18 protein-coding genes and 2 tRNA genes are annotated in these 26,328 nt (G+C 61.5%); 8 read left to right on the forward strand and 12 right to left on the reverse strand.

Annotated features, from left to right (window positions below; translation table 11 throughout):
- The first annotated feature begins 115 nt into the window (after nucleotides 1-115).
- The gene (locus tag WD012_RS07950; RefSeq protein ID WP_339563207.1) at nucleotides 116-1,345 is read left to right on the forward strand and encodes an acetate/propionate family kinase; all 1,230 of its coding nucleotides are present in this window, start codon (nucleotides 116-118) and stop codon (nucleotides 1,343-1,345) included.
- 226 nt (nucleotides 1,346-1,571) lie between these two features.
- Here WD012_RS07950 and aroA read toward each other — a convergent pair whose 3' ends face one another.
- A complete protein-coding gene (gene aroA / locus WD012_RS07955) occupies nucleotides 1,572-2,972 on the reverse strand; it encodes a 3-phosphoshikimate 1-carboxyvinyltransferase (RefSeq protein WP_339563208.1) in 1,401 nt (466 codons plus the stop codon).
- A 161-nt stretch (nucleotides 2,973-3,133) separates the two neighbouring features.
- Between aroA and WD012_RS07960 the strand changes: the two genes are divergently transcribed.
- A tRNA-Pro gene (locus WD012_RS07960) sits at nucleotides 3,134-3,207 on the forward strand.
- Between the two features lie 203 nt (nucleotides 3,208-3,410).
- Entirely contained in the window at nucleotides 3,411-4,724 is a 1,314-nt protein-coding gene (locus WD012_RS07965) for an ABC transporter permease (protein ID WP_339563209.1), read from the forward strand.
- Between the two features lie 17 nt (nucleotides 4,725-4,741).
- On the opposite strand, the gene glgX is transcribed toward WD012_RS07965, so the two are convergent.
- The 7 genes from glgX to WD012_RS08000 form a co-directional block, all read right to left on the reverse strand.
- Complete coding sequence (glgX, locus tag WD012_RS07970; protein ID WP_339563210.1) at nucleotides 4,742-6,883, reverse strand: glycogen debranching protein GlgX; 2,142 nt, start codon at nucleotides 6,881-6,883, stop codon at nucleotides 4,742-4,744.
- Nucleotides 6,884-6,938: 55 nt separating this feature from the next.
- Nucleotides 6,939-7,565 (reverse strand): NUDIX hydrolase, encoded by a 627-nt coding sequence (locus WD012_RS07975; RefSeq protein WP_339563244.1) that lies wholly within the window; start codon nucleotides 7,563-7,565, stop codon nucleotides 6,939-6,941.
- Between the two features lie 124 nt (nucleotides 7,566-7,689).
- Entirely contained in the window at nucleotides 7,690-8,577 is an 888-nt protein-coding gene (locus WD012_RS07980) for a Nif3-like dinuclear metal center hexameric protein (RefSeq protein ID WP_339563211.1), read from the reverse strand.
- A 57-nt stretch (nucleotides 8,578-8,634) separates the two neighbouring features.
- Nucleotides 8,635-11,601: a DNA polymerase I gene (gene polA / locus WD012_RS07985; protein ID WP_339563212.1), complete on the reverse strand. Its 2,967-nt coding sequence runs from the start codon at nucleotides 11,599-11,601 to the stop codon at nucleotides 8,635-8,637.
- Nucleotides 11,594-12,391: an ANTAR domain-containing response regulator gene (locus tag WD012_RS07990; protein ID WP_339563213.1), complete on the reverse strand. Its 798-nt coding sequence runs from the start codon at nucleotides 12,389-12,391 to the stop codon at nucleotides 11,594-11,596. Before WD012_RS07990 ends, polA begins: the two co-directional genes overlap by 8 nt.
- Nucleotides 12,392-12,835: 444 nt before the next feature.
- Nucleotides 12,836-14,155, reverse strand: coding sequence for a hypothetical protein (locus WD012_RS07995; RefSeq protein ID WP_339563214.1), 1,320 nt, complete (start codon nucleotides 14,153-14,155; stop codon nucleotides 12,836-12,838).
- Between the two features lie 929 nt (nucleotides 14,156-15,084).
- Nucleotides 15,085-15,158, reverse strand: a tRNA-Leu gene (locus tag WD012_RS08000).
- 244 nt (nucleotides 15,159-15,402) lie between these two features.
- Between WD012_RS08000 and WD012_RS08005 the strand changes: the two genes are divergently transcribed.
- The 5 genes from WD012_RS08005 (at nucleotide 15,403) to WD012_RS08025 (ending at nucleotide 20,532) form a co-directional block, all read left to right on the forward strand.
- On the forward strand, nucleotides 15,403-16,557 hold the full coding sequence (locus WD012_RS08005) for an ABC transporter substrate-binding protein (protein ID WP_339563215.1): 1,155 nt from the start codon (nucleotides 15,403-15,405) through the stop codon (nucleotides 16,555-16,557).
- Between the two features lie 113 nt (nucleotides 16,558-16,670).
- On the forward strand, nucleotides 16,671-17,621 hold the full coding sequence (locus WD012_RS08010; protein ID WP_339563216.1) for an ABC transporter permease: 951 nt from the start codon (nucleotides 16,671-16,673) through the stop codon (nucleotides 17,619-17,621).
- A gap of 14 nt (nucleotides 17,622-17,635) precedes the next feature.
- Entirely contained in the window at nucleotides 17,636-18,514 is an 879-nt protein-coding gene (locus WD012_RS08015; protein ID WP_422614388.1) for an ABC transporter permease, read from the forward strand.
- A 1-nt stretch (nucleotide 18,515) separates the two neighbouring features.
- Entirely contained in the window at nucleotides 18,516-19,724 is a 1,209-nt protein-coding gene (locus tag WD012_RS08020; RefSeq protein WP_339563217.1) for an ABC transporter ATP-binding protein, read from the forward strand.
- 142 nt (nucleotides 19,725-19,866) lie between these two features.
- The gene (locus tag WD012_RS08025; RefSeq protein WP_339563218.1) at nucleotides 19,867-20,532 is read left to right on the forward strand and encodes an NUDIX domain-containing protein; all 666 of its coding nucleotides are present in this window, start codon (nucleotides 19,867-19,869) and stop codon (nucleotides 20,530-20,532) included.
- Nucleotides 20,533-20,647: 115 nt separating this feature from the next.
- Here WD012_RS08025 and pyk read toward each other — a convergent pair whose 3' ends face one another.
- The 4 genes from pyk to coaE all read right to left on the reverse strand — a co-directional run bounded on the left by pyk (nucleotide 20,648) and on the right by coaE (nucleotide 26,318).
- Nucleotides 20,648-22,090, reverse strand: coding sequence for a pyruvate kinase (pyk, locus tag WD012_RS08030; RefSeq protein ID WP_044279956.1), 1,443 nt, complete (start codon nucleotides 22,088-22,090; stop codon nucleotides 20,648-20,650).
- A 213-nt stretch (nucleotides 22,091-22,303) separates the two neighbouring features.
- On the reverse strand, nucleotides 22,304-23,311 hold the full coding sequence (locus tag WD012_RS08035; protein WP_339563219.1) for a TerC family protein: 1,008 nt from the start codon (nucleotides 23,309-23,311) through the stop codon (nucleotides 22,304-22,306).
- A 104-nt stretch (nucleotides 23,312-23,415) separates the two neighbouring features.
- Nucleotides 23,416-25,527: an excinuclease ABC subunit UvrB gene (gene uvrB / locus WD012_RS08040; protein ID WP_339563220.1), complete on the reverse strand. Its 2,112-nt coding sequence runs from the start codon at nucleotides 25,525-25,527 to the stop codon at nucleotides 23,416-23,418.
- Nucleotides 25,528-25,682: 155 nt separating this feature from the next.
- Nucleotides 25,683-26,318, reverse strand: a complete 636-nt coding sequence (gene coaE / locus WD012_RS08045; protein ID WP_339563221.1) for a dephospho-CoA kinase — start codon at nucleotides 26,316-26,318, stop codon at nucleotides 25,683-25,685.
- Nucleotides 26,319-26,328: the final 10 nt, after the last annotated feature.

Here is a 26,328-nt window from a genome sequence, read left to right on the forward strand (position 1 = left end):
CGCTCATGGATCCGCCATGGCGTACGCCCCGATTTGTAGCCGCTCGCGAGTAAAGTCAGCTATGGTAGCCGTGCAGAACCGCACGGATCGTACACAACAATGGAGGATGCCCACTATGGCGAAAACCGTCCTTGTCATCAATTCGGGTTCCAGCTCGATCAAGTACCAGCTGGTCGACCTCGAGACCGGTGAAGGTCTCGCTTCCGGCCTCGTCGAGAAGATCGGCGAGCCGACCGACGGCCATTACAAGCACGAGTACAACGGTGAGAAGCATGAGCTCGAGGAGCCCATCCACGATCACGAGCAGGGCCTGAAGCGCGTGCTCGGCTTCTTCGAGCAGTACGGCCCGAAGCTTTCCGAGGCTGGCATCGTGGCTGTCGGCCACCGCGTGGTCCAGGGCGGCTACATCTTCCCGAAGCCGGCGCTCGTCACCGACAAGACCATCAACCAGGTCAAGGATCTCGCCGTGCTCGCCCCGCTCCACAACGGCCCGGAAGCCAAGGGCGCCGAAGTCATGCGCCAGCTGCTGCCCGACGTGCCGCAGGTCTTCGTGTTCGATTCCTCCTTCTTCTTCCAGCTGCCTGCCGAAGCCAGCACCTACGCGCTGAACAAGGACATCGCCGAGCAGTACCACATCCGCCGCTACGGCGCCCACGGCACCTCCCACGAGTATGTCGGCTCCGTCGTCCCGGAGATCATCGGCAAGCCCGCCGAAGGCCTCAAGCAGATCGTCCTGCACATCGGCAACGGCGCTTCCGCCTCCGCCCAGATTTCCGGCAAGCCGATCGATACCTCCATGGGCCTGACCCCGCTCGAAGGCCTCATGATGGGCGGCCGTACCGGCGATATCGACCCGGCTGCCGTCTTCCACCTGATCCGCAACGCCCACATGAGCGTGGACGAGCTGGACACCCTGTTCAACAAGCGTTCCGGCCTGACCGGCATGTGCGGCCACGCCGACATGCGTGAGGTCCACAAGCTCGTCGCAGCCGGCGACAAGGACGCCAAGCTCGCCCTCGACGTGTACGTACACCGCATCATCAAGTACGTGGGCGACTTCACCGCACAGATGGGTGGCGTCGACGTGATCACCTTCACCGCCGGTGTCGGCGAGAACGACGAAATCGTGCGCAAGATGGTGTGCGATCGTCTCGCCCCGTTCGGCGTCAAGCTCGACGAGGAGAAGAACAACACGCGTTCCAAGCAGCCGCGCGTCATCTCCACGCCGGACAGCTCCGTGGTCATCGCCGTTGTGCCGACCAACGAGGAGCTCGCCATCGCCCGCAAATCCGCGACCATCGCAGCGGAGGGCAAGGACTCCTACGGCAACGAGTTCACCCGCTGAATTCGCCGGTCACACTGATCGGCCGGTCTCCGGCGACTGACCGCTGACACAGCTGAGGGGCTGTGAGCATGCTTGAACATGCTCACAGCCCCTCACTCATATACGTACGCAAACAAGCGCCCAGTACCGTTTTTCTGCTTCTGCCGACGCTGACTGCCTGTTCAGCGTCGGCAGAAGCAGAAATGGGAGCGGTCACCAGCGATCTGCATGACCGCAATGATACGAATCAGCGTTGTGCGAGCATATCCGCCCACATGCCAGGGAAATCGGGAATCGTCTTGCGCGTGGTCGCGATGTTGCTGATTTCGATGCCCGGCACGGCAAGCCCGATCATGGCGGCGAAGGTCGCCATACGATGGTCGGCATAGGTTTCCATGACCGCAGCATGCAGTAAGGCGCGCGGAACGGGCTCGATTGCCAGCCCATCCGGCAGCTCCCGGGCCTTCCCGCCGATGCGCGTGATCTCCTTGACCAGCGCGGCCAGACGATTGGTCTCGTGACCGCGCAGATGCCCGATGCCATGCAAGGCGGACGGCGTGTCGGCAAGCGCGGCCGCGGCGGCGATACTCGGGGCGATCTCCCCCGCCGCGGACATGTCGTAATCCCCAAGCCCGCGGATGGTGCCGTTGCCGGTCAAAGTCAGCGTTCCCGACCGGTGGGCGTACGACGCGCGCGGGTCGGTTTCGGCTTGCCGCATGGCTTCGTCGAATGGCGTGCCGTCGAGGGTGATGCTCGCGCCCATATGTTGGAGGATTCCGGGCAGCAGTCCCCCAGGCTGGGTGGTGATATACGGCCAGTTCGGTATGGACACGCTGCCGGAAGCGATCATCGCCGCCTCGAGGAAGGGCGCGGCATTGGACAGGTCGGGTTCGACGGTGACATCTGCGGGCAGTGCAAGCTGCGCTGGATTCACGATCCAGTGTCCCGGCTCGGGCATGCTGATATGCCCGCCCGCGGCTTCGACATCATGCATGGTCATGCGGATATGCGGCATGCTGGGCAGGTGTTCGCCGGTGTGGGTGAGATCGAGCCCACCGGAGAGCCGCGAGCCGATGAGCAGCAGCCCGGATATGAACTGGGATGATGATGACGAGTCGATGGCGACATGCCGGCACTGTCCGTCAATATGCGCATGCTGTGGCGGAGTGATGGTGAACGGCAATCGTCCGGACTCACCCTCGTAGGCGATGGTCGCGCCAAGTTGCTCGAGCCCGTCGAGAATCGGCCCCATCGGCCGCTGGTAGGCTTGCTTGTCCCCATCGAAGCGGACTGGACCGTCAGCGAACAGGACGAGGCCGGGCACGAAACGCATCACCGTGCCGGCGAGCCCGCAATACACGGTATCCGAACCGTGGAACCGCCCGTCTGCCGGAGGTGTCACCGTCACCGTGGTCTCGGTGTCTGGATTCGCCTCGCAATGCACACCGAGCGTGCGCAGTGCGTCCGTCATGAGTTCGGTGTCTCGCGAACGCAGCAATCCATGCAGCGTGACCGGCTTCGTGCCGAGCGCGGCAAGGATGAGGAAACGGTTGGACAGGGATTTGCTGCCCGGAATGGTCACGGTCGCGTGGAGCGGGCGGCTCGCCGTCGGTGCGGGCCAAGGGTCGGGATATGCGTGTTCGGTCATGGTCACCATAGTATCCGAGTAGCCGCACACGGCAGTGCCCTATTGCAGTATGTGGGAGCGCGGACGTGAACGAAGGCTTGAGTCGGGCGTGAGCGGGGACACCGCCGTGTCGCGCTGGTCGAGGCGTTCGGTATAATGATTGATTGTGCCGTTTGGCACAACGGGCTGTAGCGCAGTTTGGTAGCGCGCCTGCTTTGGGAGCAGGATGTCGCAGGTTCAAATCCTGTCAGCCCGACCGGAGAGCCGCGGGATTGCAACGATTCCGCGGCTTTTGCGTAACCACGGGAATCCGGGCGTGCGGCGGACGTGCGGCGCCGTCTACACGAGAGCGGGCATGAGGGACGCCACCCCGTTCAGCCGGCCGGGCAGGAGGCCGGCATCGGGTCCCCTCTATCGCTGGCGATACAATGGCGTCAGTCAGACAGAGAGGAGACCAAGGTGGGGCGCAATCAGCGGGCTGAATCGTCCGGGCTTATTTCCTGCGTCATCTGTGCGGCGGTCGGATTCATGGCGATGACGTTGTACCGCGCCCACGCTCCCGCGATCTGGCAGCTCACCCAACGTACATTCACCGCATGCGCCGCAATCGGCGCCGCATGCGCGGTCTTCTCGTTCATCGTCGGATACACGCATTTCTCCCGCTCGCTGCACGAGCAGCGCCATTGGTATCTCGTAGTGCGCCGGCTGTTCGAAGTCCTCGCCCTATCCGTGGTCTACGGGTCGACGATATTCCTGACATCCTTCATGTTCCTCGACATGATCAACGGGATGATGGGCAAGGCCATGAGCGGATACCTCCCCGCAATTTGCGCGGCGTTCTGCGCAATCTTCGGCTACGTCACCTTTGTGCAAGCGGAACTCATGAACGCGAAGACGCTGGCGTCGCTCCTGCCGTTCTTCATCATCGCAGGCGTGAGCACAGCGGGTTCGACCAGCGACGACCCGTATTGGGCGAACAACAATTTCTCCCAGCTGGGCGACCGCACCACGTTCGCGGCGCGCATGTTCAACTCCACGCTCATGCTTGGCGGCATCTGCATCGTCATCATCAGCTACTTCGCCATCACCGAGCTGGTGGCGAACTACCGGCAGCGTTTGCGCTGGCACGGTGACGAGACCAAACTGGGGTCGGGGCCCATCCCCCATTTCATGCAGCGCACCGTCATCCTCGCCATCCTGCTGACACTCGCCGGCATCGAATTCTTCGGTATCGGCATGTTCCGGTACACTCCGCATCCGATACTGCACAACGTATTCGCGCGTAGCCTGCCCGGCATCATGGGCATCCTGCTGATCGCCCTGCCGTGGCTTGCACCGCAATTGTCGAAAGCGGTCTACGTGATTTCGGACCTCGCGATCGTGGTATGCGCCTACGCCGGCGTCATCTGGCTGGAAGGCGACAATACGCTGACCAATGTCGAAGCGCTCGCCGGTCTGCTGTTCCTCGGATGGTTCGTGGTGTTCACCCGGCAGATCGCCGCGATCGAAACCGACCGCATGCAGGCGCAGGTGCTCCACGCCCAATACGATGCGGCAACGGTGTCGAACGACGCCGACGGGATGCGGACGGTCCCCATTCCGGTCAATGCCCCGGTCACCCGTGAATCCGTCGACAGTGGTGTCGGCGGCGCTAACGGTGCCGGGACCGGCAGGCGTCGTAGACTGCACTGGCGGCGGCGTCACGACGACAACGGGATTTCAGGGACGGCCGTCGAGCCGTCCCTCGAGTCCAGGCTCGCGTCCGACCAGTAACCAGGGACTCGAGGGCGTCAGAACAATTCGTCCTTGTTCTTGTCGTCGGCGCTCATGAGCAGCAGGAAGCTGCGCGATTGTGCGGTGATATCGAACCCCGCCTCATAGCTCAGTTCCGGCCCCTTGGGATTATAGGTATCCACGATCAGCTGCCACTTGGAACCGTATTTCTCGTCAGGCAGCGTGAACATGATCGGCTCGTAATGCGCGTTGAAGATCAGGATGAAATCGTTGTCGACCATCTGGTTGCCATACCAGTCGCTTTCGGGGATGTCCTTGCCGTTGAGGTACACCATCATGGATGAGGCGTGCGTGTTCTGCCAATCGTCCATGTCCATGATCCGCCCGAGATGGTCGAACCATTCGACCTGCGGGATGGCGTTCTCGTCATCGCCTTGCACACGCCCGGTGAAGAACCGGCGACGATGCAGCACCGGATGGTCGAGCCGCAGATGGACCATCTTGCTGACGAACCGCAGCAGATCCCTCTGGGAATCATTGAGATCCCAATTGGTCCACGAGATCTCGTTGTCCTGGCAGTACGCGTTGTTGTTGCCCTGCTGGGTGCGCGCGACCTCGTCGCCCCCACAGATCATCGGGATGCCCTGGCTGACCAGAAGCGTGGCGAACATGTTGCGCATCTGCCGCTGGCGCAGCTCGTTGACGTCCCGGATGCTCGTAGGGCCTTCCACACCGCAGTTCCAGGACCGGTTGTTGTTCTCGCCGTCCCGGTTGCCTTCGCCGTTGGCCTCGTTGTGCTTGTTGTTGTAGCTCACCAGGTCGTTCATGGTGAACCCGTCGTGCGCGGTGATGAAGTTCACCGAGGCGACCGGCCTGCGCCCGTTCTGCTCGTACAGGTCCGAACTGCCCATCAGGCGGCTGGCGAATTCCGGCAGGGTCGAAGGCTGCGAGCGCCAGAAATCGCGGACGCAATCACGGTAGCGGCCGTTCCACTCCGACCAGCTGGACGGGAAGCCTCCCACCTGGTAGCCGCCGGAGCCCAGATCCCACGGTTCGGCGATGAGTTTCACACGGGAGATGACCGGATCCTGCTCGACGATGTCGAAGAACGCCGAAAGCTTGTCAACCTCCTGGAACTGGCGCGCCAGGGTCGCGGCAAGATCGAAGCGGAAGCCGTCGACATGCATTTCCGTCACCCAGTAGCGCAGGCTGTCGGTGATCAGGCGCAGCGCGTATGGGGAACGCATGAGCAGCGAGTTGCCGGTGCCGGTGGTGTCGAAGTAGTGGCGCTGGTCATTGTCCACGAGCCGGTAGTATGCCTTGTTGTCGATGCCTCGGAAACTCAGGGTCGGCCCGTAGTTGCTGCCTTCGGCTGTATGGTTGTACACGACGTCGAGGATGACTTCCATACCGGCATGGTGGTACGCCTTGACCATCGATTTGAACTCGTTGACCTGTTCGCCGCGTTCGCCTGAACTCGAGTAGGAGTTCTGCGGGGCGAAGAAGCCGATGGTGTTGTACCCCCAGTAGTTGCTCAGGCCCTTCTCCTGCAGGAAGGAATCATTGACGAACTGGTGGATCGGCATGAGCTCGATGGCGGTGACGCCAAGCTTCTTGAGATACTCGATGACACCGGGGTATGCCAATCCGGCGTAGGTGCCACGGATGTCCGGGGGAACCATCGTGTTGAGGTTGGTCATGCCGCGCACGTGCGCCTCGTAGATCACCGAATCGTGGTACGGGATGAAGGGATGCTGATCGTTGCCCCAGTCGAAGTACGGGTTGATGACCGCGGCCTTCATGGTGTGGGCGGCGGAGTCGAGCGTGTTCATGTCATGGGTGTCGTCCGGGCTGCGGAACCAATACGAGTACAGGCTTTCATCGCCGTCGATGTTGCCTTCGATCGCCTTGGCGTACGGGTCCAGGAGCAGCTTGTGTGGGTTGCAGCGTAGCCCCTGTTCGGGGTCGTACGGCCCGTAGACACGGTACCCGTAGCGTTGTCCGGGCTGGATGCCGAGCAGGTAGTTATGCCACACATACGAGTTCTGCTCGGTCATCTCGACACGCGTCTCATGGTCATGCTCATCGAACAGGCACAGTTCGACTTTGTCTGCCACCTGCGAGAACAATGCGAAATTCACGCCCGCGCCATCATAGCTTGCCCCGAGCGGAAACATGGAACCAGGTCTGATTTGCATGATTCCAGTATCTCACGTTTTGGCGCTTCATGCTCGCAAGCAAGACGGCCGTGTGTTATCCGATCGTTCCACCCAAGCAGGTGCGGCGCAGCATCTCATGCTGGATGGCGATGATGGCGTTGGACTCGGTGACCGGGGTGTCCTGCAGCTGCCGCCATGGAACCCATGCGGATTCGACGTGCTCGTCGGCGTCGAAATGGCGTTCCTCAGTGTGCCACCGGTCAAGATGAATCACCATGATATGGGCGAGTTCGTCGGTCATGCCTTCGGACGAGTAGTATGCGCCGGCATGGTCGAAACGCGCGGCGTCGGCGGTGTCGGGCACCGTTCCGGTCTCTTCGGCGAGTTCCCTGAGGGCCGCCTGCTCGGGGTTCTCCCCCGGGTCCATCAGTCCTGCCGGCAAGCCGTAGGCGAAACGGTCGGAGCCGACGCGGTATTCACGTTCGATGAGATACCGGTCGCCGGGCACGTCATGAACCAGCATGACCACGCACGGGGCGTGTCGGATCAGCTGCCTGCGGATGCGCGCCGTGCTGCCGTCCGTTGTCGGCAGTTCGAGCACGATGTCGTCGATGGAGAAGATCGGTCCGGTGAACACGGTCGTGCGGCTGACCTCGCGGACCTGCCCGTTCATGTCGACGCCGTCTGACGAACGGTCAAGCATATCTTGGGCATCCCCCATATCATCACCGCTGTGTTGTTCCCCTATGTGCTCTTCCACGTGTCCTCCCATGTCGGCTCCTTTCCTGCGCACGCATGTGATGCCCGTGCGCGACAGCCTGTCTGCTCATTGCTTCGTACGCCGTTCAGCGAAGCACCAGATCCCAGGGGTCGGTACGCATCCTGATCCACATCGTCTCGGGACGTTCTCCGGTCTGCGCCTCTACGGCTGCGGGCACGTCGTCGAGCGCGTATCGGAACCACAGGGACTCGATCGCCGAATGCGGGGTGTTGATCAGGGCAGGGCGAATATGCCCGTCGCCGCTGCCCGCATGCAGCCCTTGGCGCCGCAGCGAGGCTTCCCATCGCGCCTGCTCCAGCGCGTCCGTTGCCGGGTGGTGACGCAGGTCGCTGGTGACGTACACGTCGGCGCCACTGGCGCGCACCTCATTGAACATCGAATCACCTGACCCTGGCAGCACGGCTACCGTGCTCACCGGCGCGTCCAGCTCGCCGGCGACCTGGATGCCATACTCGGTGCGCGGCAGCGTGCGGGCCACCAGGCCTGCGAAATCCCGCAGCGGCATCGGTTCAGCCAATCGTCCTACGCGCCCGATACCCACCGCATGGTCCGATGCCGGGTCATCGATCGGCGTCAACGGCCGCTGGTCGACCAGACCGAACGCGTCGGCCGCCGCCTGCCCTACGCCACGGTAGGCGGCATCGGCATTCGTATGCCCCACCCACAGCGCGCAACCATGCCGGTACAATGCGCTGACGACCGCGCCATGCACACCGGCGGCGGATACTTCATGGGCAGCGCGGAACAGGAGCGGATGATGGCATACCAACAAATCGGCATGCCAGCGAATCGCCTGCTCGACGACCGCGAAAGTAGGGTCCGCGGCGAACGCGATCCGTGCTACACGGGCGTCCAGGTCGCCCACGATCAGGCCGGGCGCATCCCATGATTCCGCGTACCGCAACGGGTAAAGCGTTTCCAGCGCATCCGTCACCTGTTGAAGATTCGGCATCTTCCCTCGCTTTCCTTCCCGGCAGACGCCGTTGGTGCGGGCGCCTGCCGAATCCGATCAATGGGCGGCCAGCTGCCAGTCGGCCCCGATACCCACCGATACGTCGAGCGGGACCGCCAGCTTGACGGCATGCTCCATCGCGTCACTGACCAGAGCGGAAACCTGCTCCTGCTCACCCGGGGCGATTTCCACGACCAGTTCGTCATGAATCTGCAGGATGATCCTGCTGGCCACTCCGGCATCGCGCAACGCCTGGTCTGCGCGCACCATGGCGATTTTCATGATGTCGGCGGCGGACCCTTGGATCGGCGCGTTCAACGCGGCCCGTTCAGCCGCCTCGCGCGCCTGGCGTTTGGCGGAATGCAATGCCGGGAAGTACCGTCTGCGGCCGAACACCGTTTCGGTATACCCGTCTCGTCTGGCGTTGGCGACCAGGGATTCGAGGTAATCATGGACCTTGCCGAAGGTCGCGAAATACTTCTCCTTGAGCACGTCGGCCTCCGCAGGACTGATATGCAGCTGCTGGGCGAGCCCGTACGTGCTCAGCCCATAGGCCAGGCCGTAGCTCATCGCCTTGACGTGGCTGCGCTGGTCGGGGGTGATTTCGCTGACCGGGACCTGGTATACCAGGCTCGCCACGTATTTATGGAAGTCCGCCCCCGAGCGGAACGCCTCGATCAGCGCCTCGTCGCCCGAAAGGTCCGCCATGATGCGCAGCTCGACCTGCGAGTAGTCGCAGCTGAGCAGCGACGCGTACCCCGGCCCGGGAACGAAAGCGGAACGTATTTCACGCCCGGCGACATTCCTGTTCGGGATGTTCTGCAGATTCGGGTCGACGGAGCTGAGACGCCCGGTCGCCGCGACCGTCTGCTCGAATGTCGTGTGGATGCGGCTGTCGCGCTGATTGGTCGCGTCGATCAGGGTCTGCACGATTTGCCTGAGCTTGTTCGTCTCACGATGCCGCAGCAAGGCTCCAAGGAAATCGTTCGCCCGCTCATTGCCGTTCGCCGAACGCGCGTACAGTGCAGTAAGCGTGGCCGCGTCGGTGGTGTATTGCCCGGATTTCGTCCTGCGCAAGGGTTTGAGGCCCAGGTCCTCGAACAGGATGGTGCGCAGTTGCTTGGGGCTTTGCAGGTTGATTTCACGCCCGGCGGCCTTCCACGCGATTTCCTGGGCCTGGCGGGCATCCGCGGCGAACTGGTCACGCAAGGCAACCAGCCGTGACTGGTCGACGCATGCCCCGACATCTTCCATGTGGAACAGCACTTCCGAGACGGGAAGCTCGAGAGATGTGAGCAGACCGTACTGCTTGCGCTCGTCGAGGGTTCCCGACAACCGGACCGCGAGTTCCCTGATAGTCGCCAGACGGGTCGCGACGGCCGCGTCATCATGCGTATCCTCGTCGCAATCCGTCCCGTCAAGGTCGAGCTGGCCTTGGGCGGGACGTTCGTGCTCGTCGATATGCACGTCGATGAACCGTTCCGCCGCCTGGTCCAGGGATTCGGGGTGGAAGTCGGGAAGTACGAGATACCCGGCGAGCTTCGTATCGAAAACCGGCCGTCGGGCGACCAGTCCGGCCGCTTCCAGAAGATGCATGTGCTCCTTGTACCCGTGGACGATCATTTCGCCGTGGTGACGGTCGATGAACCCTTGCAGGGCAGATCGGGTGTCATCGTCGAGCGGGCATGCGAGCACGAGCGCCTTGTCTTCCACGAGCAGCGCGATGCGGGTGCAATGGGCGTCTCCCGGCTTGCCGCTTCCTTCGGCATAGAGCACCCAGCCGCGTCTGACATGCTCGGCGCCTTGCGCATCATGGTCGATGTCGAGGCCGGTCCGTTCCACCGGGGTGTCCAGTCGCTCGTCATCCTCCGGGCCGGATGATGCGGCATGTGCAGATGATGCGGAGGATCCGGCTGTCGCCGTCCGACCGTCATCCGGCGCCGCAAGCGACGCGGCGTACCGTTGTAGCCATGCCCGAAGCTGCGAGGCATCCTGCGCGTGCATGACATCGATGGATTCGCCGGGCTGGTTCATCCCGGCTTCGGCCGCCCCGGCCTGTGGCGGGGATACCGCGGCCGCGCCGGCCGGCTTACCGCCGAAGGCCTTCATGACCTTGCTGCGCGTGCGCACACCGAACTCAAGCTGTGAGAAAAGTTTCGCCACACGGTCGGGATCCATCGGCCCGAACGCGAAATCGTCCATACCGACATCGAGTTTGACGTCACGCACCAGCGCGTTGACCTTGCGGTTGAGCTTGACCTGCTCGATGTTGTCACGCAGCGCCTGGCCCTTCTTCCCGCCGATGTCGTCGGCATGCTCGATGATCCCCTCCAGTGAGCCGTACTGGTTGATCCACTTGGCCGCATAGCCGTCGCCGACTCCGGGCACGCCGGGAATATTGTCGGCGGTTTCGCCGCGCAGGGCTGCAAGATCGGGATACTGCTGCGGGCTCACGTGGTATTTCTCCTCGACAGCCTGCGGCGTCATATGCTTGAGGTCTTTGAAATGGTGGCCCGGGAACAGTACGGTGATGGCGTTGTCTACCAGTTGGAACGCGTCACGGTCGCCTGAGAGCACCAATGTGCGGTATCCCGCGTCCTCGCCCATCGTGGCGAGCGTGCCGATGATGTCATCGCCCTCATAGCCTTGCTTCTCGATATGCGCCACCCCCAGGGCGTCGAGCAGCTCCTGGATCAGCGGCAGCTGGGTGAGCAGGTCCTCTGGCGCGGCATCACGCGTGCCCTTGTACTGGGGCAGCAGCGTGTTGCGGAATGTCCCGCCTTTGACATCGAATGCGACCGCAAGCCGGTCGGGATGTTCGGCTTCGATGACCTGCGCAAGCATGGTGGCGAAGCCCCATACCGCGTTCGTGGCCTGGCCTGATGTCGTCGAGAAATTCTCGACAGGCAGGGCGAAGTATGCACGGAACGCGAGCGAATGGCCGTCTACGACAAGCAAGGTGCCGCGGAAATCCTTGTCCGCGGCACCTTCCTGGCTACCTTGTTGTTCGGTGGCGTCACTCATCGGCGGTTTCCGGCTTCTGGTCCCCGTACTTGGCGATGATGGCCATGGCCAGGCGCTTCTTCGGGATACGCTGATCCATCGAGGTCTTCTGGATCCAACGGAACGCACCCTGCTCCGAGAAGTCCGCCTTGTCCATGAGCAGACCCTTGGCACGGTCGACAAGCTTGCGTTCCTCGAGCGATTCCTGCGCCTTCTTGAGCTTCTCCTCGGCTTCATGCAGCTGGTCGCGCGTCTCATTGAGCTCGTGCTCGCTGCGCTCGACATTGTCGAGCAGATCGTTGATCTCCTGGAACCGGCCCATGGCCACTTCGAGCGCCGGCAGGAGCTTGGACTCCTCGTACGGCTTGGTGACGTACGCCATGGCGCCGGCACCGGTGGCCTGCTTGACCAGATCAGGCTGGGAGAACGCGGTGAGCATGACCACCGGGGCAATGTTCTCATCGCAGATCACGCCGGCGGCGGTGATGCCGTCCATGCGCGGCATCTTGACATCCATGCACACGACATCCGGACGATACTTGCGGGTGAGCTCGACAGCCTCCTCGCCGTTGGCGGCCTCGCCGACAACCTCGTAGCCGCTGTCCTCAAGCATGGCGACCAGGTCCATGCGGTTCACGGATTCATCCTCGGCCACTACGACCGTGCGTTTGCGATTCTCGTCAGGCTCGGAAGCGGCTGCCTCCTGATCGGCGGACGCCACCGGCTCGCCTGCCGCGACAGCCTTCAGCTCGTCATCAGTGAGCACCGGGGTCGCCGGCTGTGCCTGTTCCGTCTCATTCTTCGCAGTCATCTCTGCCTCTTTCCTAATTCACCGGCAGACACGCCAATACGCGCCGCACCGAAGCCGAGACCGATCCATGCCCTTCTACGCGGACCCACACCGCAGGCACAATCTGCCGTCATTCTGTTAGCGATGATACCAGCTGTCCATGTCAAGACAAGCGGCATAGCGAGAAATTTCGGACACCGGCGGATGCCGGCGGCCGGTGAAGGAAATGACGGATACGGAAGGAAGCGGATTCCGCACAAAGCAAAGCCAGGAAAAGCAGAGCACCCGCCGTGATAGCGGATGCCGATGCATTGATGCCGCACCGGTGGGACCCGGACTTGTCACCACCCGTCCAATCAGTCTGCCAATGCGTTAGGCGATAGGCTCGGGCCACGTCGCAATAACCAGCATCGGAGCAGAAAAACATCCATAGCCTGCCCTCCAGATGGCTTGCCCTTTGTCGCGCTACTCCGTCTTGCTTGGCGGCAGGTAATAGATTTTCCCATTCTTGGAAATCAACTGCACGTCCTGCGCATAAAGATTTGATGTGTCCCATCGTTCAGGCGCATGGTTCGCCTTTTGATCTTTTATCATTCTTACCGTCTTGCCATCAAGCGCTTCAAAGTTCTGGTCATCGTTGAACAATCCGGGAATGAAATGGACCGCCCCGTCGAATCCCGATCTCTTACGCCTTGCCTTCTCAGCATCGACTTGCAATCGCTTCGCCATGGCATCGTGCCATTCGGCCAACAACTTCCGTGTATCTTCAACCTGCTTGGCATACATTGGCAATACCGCATTGCACTGTTCCCTCGATACTGCCCCAAGATGAAGCGCGAAACGAAGATCCGAGATCTTATAGAGCATATCGAGAAGCATTTTTTGATACGTACACCAGATCTGCGCCTCCTGTAATTCCTTTTCATAAGCCTGATAATCCAGATCATGATGCTTTGCATATCCCGCCAGGGTAAAATTCGCCTGACCGAGCAACTCGGTGCAATCCTTTTCCAGATTGTCAAGTTGCGCTATCCCCGGTAACCTCAGCTCATCCTTCTCAAGGGTTTCCATCTGAAAATCAGCAATACGCTTCACGCGAGCTATGAGCGACGCCACCCGACTTTTAAACTCATTCTTCTGAAAGTCTGCGACTTTTGAAATCTCATTATTGATTTTTTCAATCTTCCCATTGATCTGAGCCATGTAATACTGACCTACGACCATAGACGCAACGCTCATGGCAGCCGACGCGGTATTTGCCACTGCAGCCGCCCCATTCTGCGCATGTTCAGCAACGAAATCGGCGTGTCCGGCTATTCTTCCGTCAGCACCACGATAAAAACCGCGCACGGCTCCTACCGTCCCCTTCGACTTCGCAAGAGTCGCACCAGATGGAATGATGGCACGATACAGAACTTCGCTTCCGGCATTCGCAGCTTGGATGGCATTAGCAGTCGCCAAACCCGTCTGAGCAAAATTAGGAATGAGATTATTCACATGTGCCAGAACCTCGCCATCGGTGATTTCCACCAACTGATCATCCGGCGCCGCTTCTACCGGAAGCATTTCCACGAGAATACCGGGCTTGCTCGGATTTTGGTCCGATGAGGATGATTCATCAATCCCCTTCGTCACCACGACGGCACCATCCGGATGAGATTCATTCTGCTGATGACGATATCCTGCGTTCTTCTCCCTAAACACCAGCAAAGCAACGATGACAATCGCCGCCACGATGCAGATCCCAACCACCACATACCCCATAGACAACGCGCCTCCTTGCATCTCGTAGATTTCCTTTCCGACATCCCTCACAGACGAATTGCTTATTGTCTCATATATACAGTTTCAGGGTCACCAGTCAACATCTGTGGGGTACTGCGGAGTGTCGTTCTGAATGAGCACATGCTGTCGATTACGTCTGCAAACCGGTTACACTAGCGGTGGCCTTAGCGTAGACAGTTTGTGGAAGGAATGGCGGCGGGCAGGGTTAAATGACAAAATGTGTGTTTTATTCTGCCGCTTATCCCTATTGCTGTAAGGCGTGTCGAGGGGTGATTTACCGTCCGGGGCATTATCGGAGTCCCCGCTTGACTTTTCCGGAAAACATGATTCGGCAGAGTCAGATGACAGACGAGAGGACATTACCCCGGATACTCTCCTCATAGCAACCAGCAGAGGGGATGTGACGCCGACATCACACGGATCGGGCGTATAGGGAAAATCGTGGTGCCAATGATGCCGCCGAGCCCTTGCGGGGGTTGCGTGTCGTGGGATGATTCATCGTTCGCCTGTCCGTCCCCGACTATCGGGATGTCGTGCCGCCGGCCTGCGCCTGCCGACGCTCACGGCACACCCGGCGTCGACCAAGGCTTGTTCTGCCTCTGTCGACACTGAGACGTCCCTCAGCGTCGGCAGAAGGTGTGATACACGGTTTGCGAGCTATGGGGCGCCGGCGCCGGAACGCGTGTCGGCTTATACGCTCCCAAAGAACGAAGCCTAAAACACCACGATTTCTCCTATACGCCACGGATCGGGGCTTGATGCAGGAAACGACCGAGCGGGATACGCCGATGACGCCACCTCGACACGCCGGAATAAAACACACATTTTGTCATTTAACCCGTCGAACCTGTTGACCAACCCATGCTGGCTATAACCCAAAGAGAAAGCCGCGGCGGGTGGTACCCGTCCGCGGCTGTTCGTCAATCCGGTGCCCCCGGTGGGACTCGAACCCACACTGCGCAGATTTTGAGGCTGCTTCCTCTACCAATTGGGATACAGGGGCTTCATTTCCCGCTTGTTCGCGCGACAAGGCAATATTCTACCACACTATACGGACCTGCGATTCGGAACGTCATTCCCAGCCAACGAACCGATATTTCACCACGGGTTCAACAACGCGACATCATACCCCACCGAGGATTCATGTCAACGTCAATCCCGCTTCAATCCGTACGCATATAGTGCCTTCTGTCCATACAGACACAAAAACCAACGAATGAAATCAATCTCAGGAAAGACTGGTACATATGATTTCCCTGCGTAAGGCACTCGCCATCCCCATGGCGGCGGTCCTCGCCCTGTCCATGGCGGCATGCGGCTCCTCCTCGTCCTCGTCTGCGTCGTCAGGCAAGGCGGTGACGGTCAACGAGAAGTCCGCCAAGGCGACCTCCCTGAAGGACTTCGGCACGATGGACGATCTGGTCGCCGCAGCCGAGAAGGAGGGCGCGCTCAACGTCATCGCCCTGCCACACGACTGGTCTGATTACGGCGAAGTCATCGCAGCGTTCAAGAAGAAGTATCCGAAGATCAAGATCACCGAGCTCAACCCGAACGCCTCCTCCAAGGAGGAGATCGATGCCGGCAAGACGAATAAGGGCACGGACGCCGCCCCCGACGTCTACGACCTCGGCCTTGCGGTCGCCTCGACCAACACCGAGCAGTTCGCGTCGTACAAGGTGCAGGCGTGGAACGACATTCCCGATTCCGTCAAGGACGCCGACGGCAAGTATTACGCCGATTACACCGGCATCATGTCCATCGGCTGGAACGCCGACAAGTACGGTGATATCAGCTCGATCAACGACCTGCTCGATTCCAAGTTCGCCGGCACCGTCGCGCTCAACGGCAAGCCCGCCGAGGCAGGCGCCGCCTTCAACGGATACCTCATGGTCAACCAGCTGTCCGGCGGCACGATCAAGAACCTGCAGCCCGGCCTTGACTTCTTCAAGAAGCTCAAGGAAGCCGGCAACCTCACCACCGTCGACGTGACCGACGGCACCATCGATTCCGGCCAGACCGGCGTCGTGTTCGACTGGACCTACAACCAGGCTTCCTACCAGAGCAGCCTGAAGAAGAAGGGCGTCACCTGGAAGTACAAGACCTTCAAGGACGCCCAGGTGGTCAGCTACTACAACCAGGCCATCAACGTGGACGCCCCGCACCCGGCGGCCGCCCGCCTGTGGGAGGAGTTCCTCTACACGGCCGACGCACAGAACCTGTGGCTCAAGGGCGGCGCCAACCCGGTGCTGCTCGACGCGATGGAGAAGGCCGGCACCGTTGACAAGACCGCGCTGAAGTCGGCGACCACCATCGAAGGCGACCCGATCACCTACACCAACTCCGATTCCACGCGAATCACCACCTGGCTCCAGAACAACTGGGACTCGGCGATCGGCAACTGAACACTCCGGTGCCGCGATGCTGACCGGCGAACCCGACGGGCTGGAGCATTCCCCCGTCGGCGTACGCCGCAACGGCATCACGGCACCGATTCATCGATGAAAGCGCACGTCATATGACTGCAGCAACATACCCCGGTTCCCCCGCCACCGCCGGCGCAACGCGCACGCCCGCGACGGCGGGGCCTTCCGCTTCCCCGCACCTGTCCATCTTCACCCGGCACCGTAAACAGCTGGGCACCGTCGCGGTATCAATCCCGTTCTTCGCATACACCGCGTGCTTCCTGCTCGCCCCCACCCTCATTGTGGTCTTCGGAGCCTTCCGGTCACCCCAGGGCGGCTTCACCATGGCGAACTTCCACAAGCTCGCCGAGCCGAACACCATCTCGGCGTTCGCGACGTCATTGCTCGTATCCGCCGTATCCGCGCTGATCGGGGCCGTCGTCGGGGCCGCGGCGGCATACGCCTTGACCATCGGAGCCAAACCGAACGGCGCACTCAGACGGGTGGTCTCCGCCATCTCGTCCGTCCTCGCCCAGTTCGGAGGCGTCATGCTCGCCTTCGCGTTCATCGCGACCATCGGCATCAATGGCGTTGGCACGATGCTGATCCACCAGCTGACAGGGCAGACCGTCAATCCGAACTGGCTGAGCACCCTGCCGGGGCTCATCACCATCTACTGCTACTTCCAGATCCCCCTGATGATCATCATCTTCCTGCCCGCCGTCGACTCGATCCGCCCCCAGTGGCGGGAGGCCACCGAAAACCTCGGCGGCAGCACTTGGCAGTACTGGACGAAGATCGCCGGGCCGATCCTGCTGCCACGGTTCATCTCGGCACTCCTGCTGCTGTTCGCCAACGCGTTCTCCGCGTATGCGACAGCCGCCGCCCTGTTCTCACAACGCTCGATCCTCGTCCCGTTGATGATCCAGGGCGCCATGCGCAACGAAATGGACCCCAACCAGCAAGGCTTCGCCCAAGTACTCGCTTTCGCGATGATCGTCGTCGTGGCCGCGGTCATGATCCTCAGCCATGCCTTGGAAAGGAGGGCCGGACGTTGGCAGTAAGCACCACACCGGATATCACGCACAATGCGGCGCCAGCCGGCACCGTGCCGGACACCGTCACTCCCCCGCAGTTGCGGCTCGAACGCATCCGTCGCCAGCGCGCCATCAAGACCGCCGTGCTCGCACTCACCCTGCTGTTCCTCGGCATCCCATTGGTCTCCATGCTCATCTTCACCCTCAGGCACCCCCTGTCGGGCCGCTGGAGCCTCGCCCCATGGAAGGCGATTTTCACCGGCGACGGCAGCTCGCTGGGCGCGGACCTCTCGACCCTATGGTCGGGGCTGGGCACATCCCTGGCACTGTGCGTGGTGACCGTCATCATCATGCTGCTCCTGCTCGTGCCGGTGATGGTCATCGCGCATATCCGCTCACGCCGCATGGAACGCGTCATCGAATGGATCGCCACACTCCCCCTGACCATCCCCGCCATCGTGCTTGTCGTAGGCCTCGGCCCGATCTACCGCTGGCTGTCCGCCGACGTACTGAGCACCAACCCGATCTGGCTGTGCTTCGCCTACGCGATCCTCGTGATGCCCTACGCTTTCCGGGCAATCGCAGTCGGGCTCAACTCAATCGACGTGCTGACCCTATGCGAAGCCGCACGCTCATTGGGCGCCTCATGGCCGCGTGTGTTCTTCCGCGTGCTCATGCCCAACCTGTGGCAGTCGATCCTGTCGGCATCGTTCATCTCCATTTCCGTCGTGCTCGGCGAATACACGGTGGCATCCCTGTTGGGACGCATGAACCTGCAAGTCGCCCTATACCAGCTGGGGCAATCGAACTCCCAGATCTCCACGGCCATGTCGCTGCTCGCGCTGCTCTTCGGCGTCCTGCTGCTCGTGTCCCTCGACCTTATCTCCGGCGCCATGCGCCGATCCAAGGAGGATAACTGAAATGTCCATGACACAACGCCATTCCGTCGCCCACGGCGCAAGCACACCGGGCAGCACACCAGCAGAGGCGCCGGATGGCAACGGCAGCGTCGCACAGGCCGCGCAAGCGGTCCTTGCACAATCCTCCGGTCGCGGAGGCGGCGTCCAGATGCTCGGCATCGACAAAATCTATCCTGGTTCCGACGTCAAAGCACTCGACGATTTCAACCTCGAAATCAAGCCAGGCGAGATGGTCGTCCTGCTCGGCGGCTCAGGATGCGGCAAATCGACCGCACTACGCTCCCTGGCAGGGCTGGAGGACATCCAGCGCGGCCGTATCTTGGTCGGCGGCCAGGACATGACATCGGTCGCCGCGAACAAACGCGGCATGGCCATGGTGTTCCAGGCCTACTCGCTCTTCCCTCATATGAGCGCATTGCAAAACGTCGAATTCGGCCTCGAGATCCGTGGCGTCGGCAGAGAGGAACGCCGACGCCGGGCCATGGGAAAACTCGAACTCGTCGGCCTGTCCGATCAGGCAGGCAAATATACCCAGCAGATGTCCGGCGGCCAGCAGCAGCGCGTGGCACTCGCCCGCGCACTGGCCATCGACCCGCGCGTACTGCTTCTTGACGAACCGCTGTCCGCACTCGACGCCAAAGTGCGCGTCCAGCTGCGTGATGAGATCCGCCGCATCCAGCTTGAAGCCGGTACGACCACCGTGTTCGTCACCCATGACCAGGAAGAGGCGCTCGCCATCGCCGACCGCATCGGCGTGATGAACCATGGGCGCATCGAACAGATCGCCGACCCCCTGACCCTGTATCGCCGTCCGGCAACGGAATACGTCGCGACCTTCATCGGTCTGACGAACAGGCTCCCCGGTTCCTCCGACGGCACACAGGCCGAGATATTCGGCCATCGTGTCCCTCTGCTGCCAAATTCCGCCAAGGGCGCCGCGGTCAACGTGCTGGTCCGCCCGGAGAACATCACCCTCCATGCCGTTGCGGATACGGATGCGCCGGGCGCATTGGGCGGCGAGGCGCAGGGCGCCCCGGCGAGGGTTTCGATGGTTCATTTCCTTGGGTCCCTGGTGCGTGTGGATACGGTGGTCGATTACAGCAAGACCCAGGTCACCGTGCAGATGCCTGCGGGTGAGCTTCCGGCATCGCTGGGCATCGGCTCCCCCGTGACCCTGGAGCCCCGCCCGGTACCGGCGCTCGCGGTATGAGGGCATTCGGAAGGAGGCACTGGCCGTGTTCACGTCATATCCCGACATATGGCGCGAACACGACCAGTGCCTCCTCTTGTTGCCCGGCGTAGAATATGCGAAGGCGGATACCTACGTACAAGGCGATTATCAAGGAGGAACAATGAGCGAGACAACCTTCCGCAAATTCGATCCGTGGCGTCCCGCACCGGTGAAGGAAGAAGCACGGCATCAGGTGATGCACAGCCACTATTTCAATGTGGACCAGGTGTCCTTCGATTCCTCGCAGGTCGGCCATTTCGAGCGGTTCTTCGTCGAGGAGAACAACGGGGACACGGTCGGTATCATCGGTCTGACGGATGACGGTCGTATCCCGCTGGTCGAACAATACCGCCTGCCTACCCACCGCTGGACGTTGGAGATTCCCGCGGGCCATGCCTCGGATTCCAACGAGCGTCCCCATGAGGTCGCCGTGCGCAAACTGCGCGAGGAGGCCGGATATGAGGCCAAGGAGCTTGTCCAGGTGGTACGCTTCATCAACACCCCGAGCTTTTCGACACAGCATACCTCCATTTTCTTCGCGACTGGACTGACCGCTGTCGAGCGTGGCGAGCTCGGCCCTGAGACCCCTCGTCCCAACGTGCGGCTGGTGACCCCGGAAGAGGCTTCCGACATGGTCATCAACGCCACCATCGTGGATGCGAAGACCATCATCGCCATCATGCGCCTGAGGGAGCATCTGGAAGCTGAAAAGGCGGAGCAGTCGGGCGTGCACCCCCGGCTTATTCAGCGCATCGCGAAAGCGCGCGCCGAACGCCGAACCAAGTAATGCCTGTTCGGGCCTACCCGTTATCTGACACAACAGGAGGGGCTCCCAACCATCTGGGTTGGGAGCCCCTCCTGTTTGTTAGATGACGCTGTGGAGCATCATCAATGAGCCCGCATCAGTCGCAAGCGCCGACCGTGTGCACGTAGATTGAATCCGTGCTGCCGGGACGATGCTCGCCCTGCGCGGAGCTGAGCACCACGATGCGGTCACCATCAGCGACCTTGCCTGCGTCACGCAGCACCTTGTCGGTGAACACCATGAGGTCGCTGCGGTTCTTGTCATGGTAATCCTCATCAAGCAGGAACGCTTCGGTGCCCCAGCTCAGAGCCAGCCAGTGGTAGGTGTGCTCGTTGGTGGTCAGGCCGTAGATCGGGGCGGCCGGACGCTCGCGGGAGACGCGATGCACGGTGTTGCCGGTCTGCGTGTAGGCGACGATGGCCTTCGCGTTGACCTTCTCTGCCAAATCAACGGCGGCGGAGGACACGGCGCCGCTGTTGGACATATCCAGGTTCTTCAGCGCCGGGATGCGGTCGAAACCGTGCTCGGTCGCGTAGCCGGAGATGCGGGACATGGTCTTCACGGTCTCGGTCGGGTACTCGCCGACAGCGGTCTCGTTGGAGGTCATGGTCGCATCGGCGCCGTCAAGCACCGCGTTCGCGCAGTCGGACGCCTCAGCACGGGACGGAACCGGGGAATGCACCATGGAGCCGAGCACCTCGGTGGCCACGATGACCGGCTTGGCGTACTGGCGAGCCAGCTCGATGCAGCGCTTGGTGACCAGCGGCACCTCCTCGAACGGCATTTCAACGGCCATATCGCCACGGGCGACCATGATGCCGTCGAAGGTCTTGACGATCTCCTCGAGATTCTCGACAGCCTGCGGCTTCTCGATCTTCGCGACGATCGGGATACGGCGGCCTTCCTCGTCCATGATCTCGTGGGCGCGATCGATATCGGTCGCGAAACGCACGAAGGACATGGCGATGATATCGGCGCCGGTGCGGATGGCCCAGCGCAGGTCGGCCTCGTCCTTCTCCGTCAGGGCGGGCAGGGACACCGCGACACCCGGCAGGTTGATGCCCTTGTGGCTGGAAACCGGACCGGCCACGACAACCTTGGTGTGCACGTTGTTGCCCTCGACCTTGGTGACCTCGAGACGGACCTTGCCGTCATCGATGAGGATCGGGTCGCCCGGATGGCAGTCACCCGGCAGGCCCTTGAACGTGGTGGAGGTGATATGCTCGTCGCCTTCGACATCGTCGGTGGTGATGATGAACTCCTGGCCTTCGGTCAGCTGGACCTTGTCCTCGCCCTCGGCGTTCTTCTTGAACCAGCCGCAGCGGATCTTCGGGCCCTGCAGGTCAACCAGCGCCGCGACGTTACGGCCGGTCGCCTTGGAAGCCGCACGCACGTTGTTGTAGACCTTGAGATGATCCTCAGGGGTGCCGTGGGAGCGGTTGAGACGCGCGACGTCCATACCGGCTTCGACGAGCTTGGTGATGCCTTCGAGGGACTCGGTGGCTGGACCGATCGTGTCGACGATCTTTGCTTTACGCATGAATACCTGCCTCTGTTTCAACTTGCTTTTCTATCGAACAGGCGAGAATCCTGTTTCCGTATGCTAGTCTACTCGGTTCCCCCGCCATGCGCCAACCATTCGGACAACTGTGTTGTGAACGCTCACAACGGCTTCATGACGCATTCACCGCCGGTATATCCGCATGTTACCGCCGGGCAATCTACGGGTCGGGAGCCGGCGGGCCCATCGACCTCAGTCGCCTTCGGAAACCTGCTGTGCCTGTTCCCGGCGCTCCTCCTGCTTCATCTTGAGGACACTGGCCAACGCCGAGCCGCCAAGCGCGAGCACAATCACCAGCAGGGACAGCCATGTCGGCACTTCCGGCACCCACGAGACCGGGTGGCCGCCGTTGATGAACGGCAGCGAATTGCCGGACAGGGCTTCCATGATGAGCTTGATACCGATGAACCCAAGGACCACGGACAGGCCGACAGGCAGATAGACGAGCTTGTCAAGCAGCTTGCCGAGCAGGAAGTACAGCTGCTGCAGACCCAACAGCGCGAACACATTCGAGGTGAACACGATGAACGGGTCCTTGGTCAGGCCGAAAATCGCCGGAATCGAATCGAACGCGAACATGACATCCGTGGTGCCGATGGTGAGGAACACGATGAGCATCGGCGTCCAGAACCGTTGTCCGTTCTTCACGGTACGCAGCTTCTCGCCATCGTATTCGTCGGTGATCTTCATGACCTTGCGCAGCGCGCGGATGATGCCGTTCTCATGGTATTCCTCGTCATCGTCGTGCCCGGTGACCAGTTTGAGGGCGGTGACGATGAGGAACGCGCCGAACAGGAAGAACACCCAGGTGAACCGCTGGATGATCGCGGCCCCGACCAGGATGAAGATGCCACGCAGCACCAGCGCGACAGTGATGCCGACACTCAGAACATATTTCTGCAGCTCCTTGGGCACCGCGAAATTCGACATGATGATCACGAAGACGAAGAGGTTGTCGACGCTGAGCGAATACTCGGTCATCCAGCCCGAATAGAACTCGACCGCGGGTTTCGACCCCGCGACGGCCCAGATGATCGCGCCGAAAATCAACGCTGCGACGACGAAGAAGGCGATATGTTGCAGACATTCCTTGGTCGACGGCACATGGGGCCTGCGGCCGATGATGAACAGGTCTACGACGACGAATACAGCGAGAACCGCGAAGGTCGCGATCATGAATGCTACCGGTGTTTCTGCCATACGGACAAGCATAGAAAGAACGGCTGACGCATATCGACAATCCGCCGGTAAAGCCACCTGCACGCGCTACGGCCGTGCGAGCGCTCCCGCACCCCTCGCCCGCACTACTGCTGCGCCTGCGTCATCTGCCGCAGCTCCTTCTTCAGGTCGCGGATTTCATCGCGCAGCCGTGCCGCAAGCTCGAACTGGAGCTGCTCGGCGGCCGTGTGCATCTGATCGCTCATCTGGCGGATGAGATCGGCCAGATCCTGCGCGGGAAGCCCCGCCTTGAGGATCTCCTCATGCCGCTTGTCGATCTCATCCTGGTCGACATTCGGCACGCCCAGATGCGAGTTGCCGGCCTTCCCGGCGTTCCGATAGCCGCCCGCCAACAGGGTCTGCGTGTCGACGTCCTCCTTGGCGATCATGTCGTTGACGTCGCTGATTTTCTTGATCAGCGGCTTGGGGTCGATATGGTGCTCCTTGTTGTAGGCGATCTGCTTGGCGCGCCGCCGCTCGGTCTCGGTGATCGCCTTGTTCATGGCGTCGGTGACCTCATCGGCGTACATGATGACCGTGCCAGACACGTTGCGCGCGGCACGGCCGATGGTCTGGATCAGCGAACGGTAGGAACGCAGGAATCCTTCCTTGTCGGCGTCCAGAATCGCCACGAGCGAGACTTCCGGCAGATCGAGCCCTTCTCGTAGCAGGTTGATGCCGACGATCACGTCGATCTTTCCCTCACGCAGCTCACGGAGGAGCTCCACACGCCTGAGCGTATCGACGTCGGAATGCAGGTATTCGACCTTGATGCCCTTGTCGAGCAGGTAGTCGGTCAGATCCTCCGCCATCTTCTTGGTGAGGGTGGTCACGAGCGCGCGCTCGTTCTTCGCGACACGGTCCTTGATTTCGGCGAGCAGGTCATCGATCTGCCCCTCGACCGGCCTGACCTCGATCTTCGGGTCCAGCAGGCCGGTCGGGCGGATGATCTGTTCCACCACGCCGTCGGAAAGCCCGAGCTCGTAATCGCCCGGGGTCGCCGAAAGGTAGACGGTCTGTCCGACGCGTTGCAGGAACTCGTCCCATTTGAGCGGGCGGTTGTCCATTGCGGAGGGCAGACGGAACCCGTGTTCGACCAGCGTGCGTTTGCGGCTGGCATCCCCCTCGTACATGGCCCCGATCTGCGGGACCGTGACATGGGACTCGTCGATGACCAGGAGGAAATCGTCCGGGAAGAAATCGAGCAGGGTATGCGGCGGGGTGCCCGGCTCACGGCCGTCGAAATGCCGTGAATAGTTCTCGACACCGGCGCATGTGCCGACCTGGGTAAGCATCTCCAGGTCATACGTCGTGCGCATGGTCAGACGCTGCGCTTCCAGCTCCTTGCCTTGTTTGCGCAACTCCGCTACACGATGGTCCAGCTCCTCCTTGATAGTGCGCAGCGCCCGTTCCATACGTTCGGGGCCGGCGACATAGTGGGAGGCGGGGAAGATATGCACCTGGCTGACGTGGTCGATGACATCGCCGGTGATCGGATGCAAGGTCGAGATACGGTCGATTTCGTCGCCGAAGAACTCGATACGGATGGCCAGCTCCTCATACACCGGGATGATCTCCACGGTGTCCCCCCGCACACGGAAAGTACCGCGCGTGAATGCGATATCGTTGCGCTTGTACTGCATGTCGACGAATGTGCGCAGCAAGGTATCGCGATCGATCTGCTGGCCCTCCTTGAGGAACAGCATGCGCCCCGCGTACTCCTCAGGCGTACCCAGACCGTAGATACACGAGACGGTGGCGACCACGACGCAATCCCGACGGGTGAGCAGATTCGCCGTCGCGGCGTGGCGGAGCCGCTCGACATCGTCATTGATATTCGAGTCCTTCTCGATATACGTGTCGGTCTGGGGAATGTAGGCTTCCGGCTGGTAGTAATCATAGTAGGACACGAAATAGCTCACGGCGTTGTCCGGCATGAGCTCGCGGAATTCGGCGCACAACTGCGCCGCCAAGGTCTTGTTCGGCTCGAGGATCAGGGTGGGCCGCTGCAATTTCTCGATCAGCCATGCGACGGTCGCGGTCTTTCCGGTGCCGGTGGCGCCCATGAGCACAACGTCGTTCTCGCCGTTGTTGATGCGCCCGGCGAGCTCCTCGATCGCCTGGGGCTGGTCACCGGACGGTTGGTATGGTGCCTTGACGACGAATGGGTTGTCCGTCCGCTCGATGGAGATGCTCACAGCCGTTCCTTCCGTGATGATTATCCGCACGCCTGACAGGCCTGCCGAAGCCCAGACGGCGCTGAAGCCAAGGCTGGACCTTGGCGTGTTCGTGCTGTCACCAGCGTAGCAATGCTTTCGTACTTATGTTCGATTTGTTGCCCTACAGCGGACCGTTATGCCGGCCGCACACACGATTCCCGGGCCCACTGCGTGTACAGGCGGTCAACGCGGGCGAGCATCACCGGAAGGTCCGCATCGGAATCCACGACGGTATCCGCGATGGCAAGACGCGCCGACCTGGGGCTCTGGCTGTCGATCCTCGCCTGGGCCTGCCCCCTGTCCATGCCGCGGGTGCGCATCATCCGTTCGATCCGCACATGTTCGGGCGCTTCCACGGTGACGATGTGCGCGAAAGTGAACGGCAGGTCCTCGATGACCTCGGCCAGCAGCGGAATATCGTGCACGATGATCGCGTCGCCGGTTTCCGATGCCGCCAGAGCATCGAGACGCTTCGCCTGCTGGAATATCAGCGGATGCTCGATGGCGTCAAGACGTTGCCTTGCCTGCGGGCCGGCCTGCGGGCCGAATACCTGTCCGGCAAGCCAGCTGCGATCCAGCCGACCGTCAGCGCCCACGGCTTGCGGACCGAATTCCTTGACGATACGGGGCAACGCCGCTCCCCCAGGCTCGACAATCTGCCGGGCAAGGGCATCATAGTCGATAACCGTCGCCCCGAGTTCCCGCAGCCGGCTTGAAACGGTGCTCTTGCCTGCCGCGATGCCTCCGGTCAGTCCGATTCGTATCACCATACCGTCCATC

This window comes from Bifidobacterium thermophilum (genome assembly GCF_037482445.1).
Classification (GTDB): Bacteria; Actinomycetota; Actinomycetes; order Actinomycetales; family Bifidobacteriaceae; genus Bifidobacterium; species Bifidobacterium thermophilum_B.